This window comes from Chamaesiphon sp. VAR_69_metabat_338 (assembly GCF_031423935.1).
Classification (GTDB): Bacteria; Cyanobacteriota; Cyanobacteriia; order Cyanobacteriales; family Chamaesiphonaceae; genus Chamaesiphon.
The window spans coordinates 1-5044 of record NZ_JANPGM010000072.1; the positions used below are offsets into that span (position 1 = coordinate 1).

Here is a 5044-nt window from a genome sequence, read left to right on the forward strand (position 1 = left end):
ATCGCCACCTACGCCGTAATAAGTCGGATAGACCATCATCACAGCCTTGGCATCGGGATGCTGCTCTAGGGCGAATTGAACGGCGGCTGGTGTAATGCTATGTGCGATATCTAAGTCTCGATCGTAGCTGGGATTGACAAATACAGGTACTGCACCAGCATGAATGATGCCAGCGATCGCCGAGGAATGAATATTACGTGGCAAAATAATCTTATCCCCATCGCCACAAGTCGCCAAAATTGCCGCGATGACTCCAGCCGTCGAACCATTAACCGAAAACCAGGTTTGCTGTGCCCCAAATGCTTGGGCAGCGAGGACTTGCGCCGACTCGATCGCACCTGAGGGGGCATGGAGATTGTCCAGTCCTGGCAACTCCGGCAGATCCCAACCCAAAACTGCCGTACCCCACTGCTCTTTTAACAGGAGGTGCATCCCCTGACCGCGCTTGTGTCCTGGGGTATAGAACGGCGCGTGGGCTGTGGCTACCCACTCTTGAAGGGCATCGATAATTGGGGTTTGAGCGGGTTCTATTTGGGACATTGGTACATTTGGCGGGGAGCGGGGAGTTGGGAGTTGCTGTACCACCGTATGGGAGTTGAGAATAAAAAGATAGGTGAGAAATTATTCTCACCTATCTTGGAATTTTTCGATCGAGATTTAGGGATCGATCGAGTAGATTGTAGCTATTTGTAGTTGACAGACAGCTTTAGACTCTCACTAACAGCAGGAGTTTAGAGCTTTATTCAAGATTAAGACAGCGGATAAATTCCTGTTTCAATCTCAACGCGATCGACGATCGACTATTTAGTTACCAGCAACTAACGAAGGCGAACGGTGATAAGGCACGACATCTTCACCAAAGTAGCGAGAGTATTCGACGCCATCGACCATTGACATGACGGCTGCACCAAAACCGCGCTCGGCGATCGTGCGATTGTAATCGGATACTTCCGCTTGATTTAATGGTGCGCGACCCAACAGGTGACGGAATAAAAATTCGATCGCCTTGGTGTTGGGATATGGCGTGTAGAAGCGATCGATATACGCATCCGAGCTAGTTAATGTCGCCACAAACTGCCGCATGGAGATCTGACCAGTGCGTACTTGACTTTCCAAGTCCGCACGGCGGAACTGCTCGGGAATTTCACCGTTACTCAGATCCATCACGTGGATGTATAGCGATTCGATCGCGATCGTCGCTTCCGATTGGCTGGTGCTAGCATTCACCCGAAAAATGCGGGCGGCATCGCGGGCAATTTGCGCCGTGGTGGCCACGCTAGACTCGGTCATGGTCAGACTAGAGGAACGTCCCAAAGCGACCAATTCTGACTCCTTCTGGCGGGCAGCAGCGGCGTTATCGGCAATCGCTTTACCAGTCATTGGGAGTTTCGCCATATCCATCCGAGGTTTGATCGTATCGAAACTCGGCACGACAAGCTGTTTATCCTGTTTGGTGAGCTTGTTGTAGAGGGTTTGGCTATTAGGATAGTTAGCGGCTGGCAAGGTCAAGAAGCGATTGTAAGGTACTACGTCTTCGCCAAACACTTCGGAATATTCCGTACCATTAACCATCGCACCAATGAAGGCTTTAATCCCCGCTGTTGCGAGAATTTGATTGTATTTGCGGATTTCGGCTTGATCTAGGGGGGCGCGTCCGAGGAAGTGCTTGGTACCCAGTTCGATAACCTTCGTGTTGGGGTAAGGCGTGTAGAACTCTTTGAGGTACAAGCCAGAACAACCGAGTCCTTCGATGAATTCCTTGAGGTTGATTTCGGCGTTACCGAGCTTGCTTTCGAGCGCGCTAAACTCATTGGCGACGATGTAAGGTTCGATATCCCGCTCAAAGACTTGACGATAGGCAGCGCGAATGACAGTTTGGAGCTGAACTTTATCTCCAGCTTGAGTGAGCTTGAAGACTTTAGTTTGTTCGCGTTTTTTGCTGACGCCTTGATTGATGCGGAAGTCGATATCGGGTTGCGATCGATTGTCCTTGGTCGCGCCGAGTTCCACAAAGCGTGGCGTAGTCTCAGCTTGAGCTTGAGTGAGGGTGCCGACACCCGTATCGCCGATACTGCCGACGCGCAGGTTGCGCATACTCACACCCGCTGGCGTGAGATAGCGATTGTAAGGCACCATGTCTTCGTTGAAGCTTTCGCTGTACTCTGTCGAGTCGATCATGGCATCGACGATCGCGTAGAAGCCCTTCTTGGACGCGAGATCGAAGTATTTATTCATCTCCTGACGACCGTAAGTCGGACGACCGAGCAGACGACGGTGGATATATTCGATCGCTTTACATACATAGAATTTCGTCCAGTAGGTATTGCGGAACAGATCGGATTTGGCGAGCGCGCGGACGAATTCGCGGACTGTAATATCGCCGTTTTCCAACTCGATCTCTTTAACTTTCAGGCGTTGACCTTCATACACATCCCGTCCCATCACTTGCAGATAAATTGCTTTAATTACTGCTTGTGTCGAACTTTCAGCGAAGGACGTACTGCGACCTTGTCCGGTTTTGGCTTTTTTCCCAGTTGATTGGAAAGCAGGTAATTGGTCGAGTTTAAAAGTTTTTGCTCCCAAACTACCTGGAGCGACACCGCGCGCGCCGGGATTGCTCAGTTGGTTATTAATCCCTGGGCCTTGCGCGATCAAGATCCGGCGCGTATCTTTGCCGAATGGTGCTGGCGAGTTGCTGGGATTGCGAGTTTCTTTCGGGAAGATCGCCCCAAACTGAATTTCCAGCGGATCGTTGCCCGAGCCGTAGACATGTTGGTCGGCAAGTGGCCGCTCGTAAGCTGCAAATGTCGTCAAGAACTGCGGAATCTTACGGAAGGGCGCGCTGTAGTTGAACAGGTTCTGTTGTGGCCCCCAGTTGCGACACTCTTGAGCTTCTTGACCCAAGCCGCGAATGTAAGGCACTGTCTCTTCACCGAAGTAGTCAGAGTACTCCGAGGAGTCTACGAGGGCATCGATCAGCCCATTTAAGCCCTTAGCAGAGACGATACTGAAATACTTCTGGACTTCTTCGCGCGAGGATGGGCCGCGACCGAGAATGTGCCGGAAAGCGAGTTCTAGTGCCCGACTATTGATATAAGGTTGGAAGAAATTCTTCTGATACAGCGGCGATTTAGCCAAGCGGCGGATGAATTCCTTCATCGAAATTTCGCCATTTTTGACTTTCGATTCTAGATCGGAAACCGATAAGCTGTAGGCACGAGTGATATCTCTCTCAAAAACCTGGCGGTAAGCCGCTTTGATGACGTCATTTTTCTCAACACCCGACAAACCTGGCTTCATCGCATACTTGACACGACGTTCGGCAGCAGCGGAGTAAATTTGGGGCAGTTCCAGACCTTGCTGGTCGTCAGATGGACGCTGGCGGAGTTTATTCGCTGGTGCCGATGCTTTGAACTCATTAATCAGGATTTCAAAGTACTGGTTAATAATATCTAGAGCTTCTTGGTCTTTGCTAAAATAGCCGATCGAACCCGCGCGCATCTCTTGCAGTGCGACGATTGTGGCTGGGACAGAGCAAGCATTTTGAATGATTTCTCTCAAGCCGCGCGTATTCACCGTAATGATATTCGGGTCGCCAGCGACGATCGCATAAGTCACATAACGGAGAAACCAACTCATATCCCGTAAGGACTTCTGCATGTTTGCAGGGCCATACAAGGAAATATTAATCGGCTGGAAACCTGCTGGAATCGCCCCCGCACCAGTGGCGGTAAATAGGGAAGTGATGTTCGAGAAGAAGCTGCCCTTAGCTTCCACAAAAGTCGCAGTTCCCAGCGTGGATTCAGTTTGTTTGGTACCGCTAGCAAAAGTCGTTGCAACTTTTTGCTCGGAGACTGCTGGCTTTTCCAAAAAGGCCATTGGGGATCCACCGACAAAAATCCGGTTCGCCGCACGAGAAACAATCAACTCAGAATTATCAGTGATAATTTTGGCGATTTCGATCCGTTTAGCTCCAGATTGAAAATAACTCTTTAGCTCGCTCAGTTCGCCGATTGCCGGAAACCGATCTTGCTGCTCTGCTTGCGAAATAGTCGCAACTGGTAGTGTTTGATATAAATTTGGACGGGATAGAGAGCCGCCACCACTTGCCTTAACACTCATTAGATCCTAAATCTCCCAACCGAATATTTTTTTTACTGCCTTAAGCCTAATCGAGCGTCAAACGCTGGTTTGCTGCCTGCGTTGATAAGGGTGTCGAAGTTGGGGATCGGTTGTCAATCCTACAGATCTCCAGCCGATCGCTAGTCCCGATCGCACAATCTAAACCTAAGGCCAGACGTACGCTTGCGCACCGCTCTTTAACTCGATCGAAGTTTGAATAAATCAGGTCGCTCTAGACGTTTAATCTCGGTTCCCCGTCGATAAAAATTGTCGCTAGCAAAACTAGCACACCTTTTAGATTAAAACGTTTCGCTTACCGATAGCTTGTTTATGAAGAAGTGTGTAGAGATCGAACTCTCTAAAAAGTGGTCTGCGAAAGATCGTAGAGGATTGGCGGGCAAATATTAAAAAAAAGATAAGTTTTGTTACAGAGGCAGGGGACGGAGTTGCTGTACCACCGGATGAGAGTTGGGAGTGGGGGACTGGGAATAGTACTGACGCCGACCGGACAATACTGTCCAGCGCGACTTGAAAGGTCGCTTAGTCCGAGGAGCCTACTCCTCTGAGGGTTTCACACCCCTTACCCTCACAGAAAAGACTCCTTGAGTCCGGTCACGCCCCAGTAGGTAACGAAAAAGGTGGAATGCAGACCCTGAAAGTAACCATAACTGGCAGCCTAAGCTGGTTATAGAGCAAGAGGGAGTTCTTCTATGATTAATTTACATGAACTGTCGATAAACTACGTCACAATGTAATGAGCCAAATCAGGCTGACAGGCTCTAACCAAAAGGTAAATGGGTGGATTCAATGATTGGACATCACTGAATCGTGTGAACACAATTCCCATCGTAGAATAGACGGAATCTAAGGAAGAACAGACAACTAAGCAATACAACAAGGTAAACCCTACAAGGTCTAACGG

General features: G+C 49.5%; 2 protein-coding genes. Both read right to left on the reverse strand.

Annotated features, from left to right (window positions below):
- Positions 1 to 540, reverse strand: a 540-nt coding sequence (locus RMO84_RS02110; RefSeq protein ID WP_310486804.1) for a DegT/DnrJ/EryC1/StrS family aminotransferase, incomplete at its 3' end; no start/stop codon positions are given.
- 264 nt (positions 541 to 804) lie between these two features.
- Positions 805 to 4122, reverse strand: coding sequence for a phycobilisome rod-core linker polypeptide (locus RMO84_RS02115; protein ID WP_310486805.1), 3318 nt, complete (start codon positions 4120 to 4122; stop codon positions 805 to 807).
- Positions 4123 to 5044 lie beyond the last annotated feature (922 nt).

Excerpts from the sequence above, each read along its gene's own strand:
- RMO84_RS02115 (WP_310486805.1), bottom strand. The coding sequence starts at position 4,122 with ATGAGTGTTAAGGCAAGTGGTGGCGGCTCTCTATCCCGTCCAAATTTA.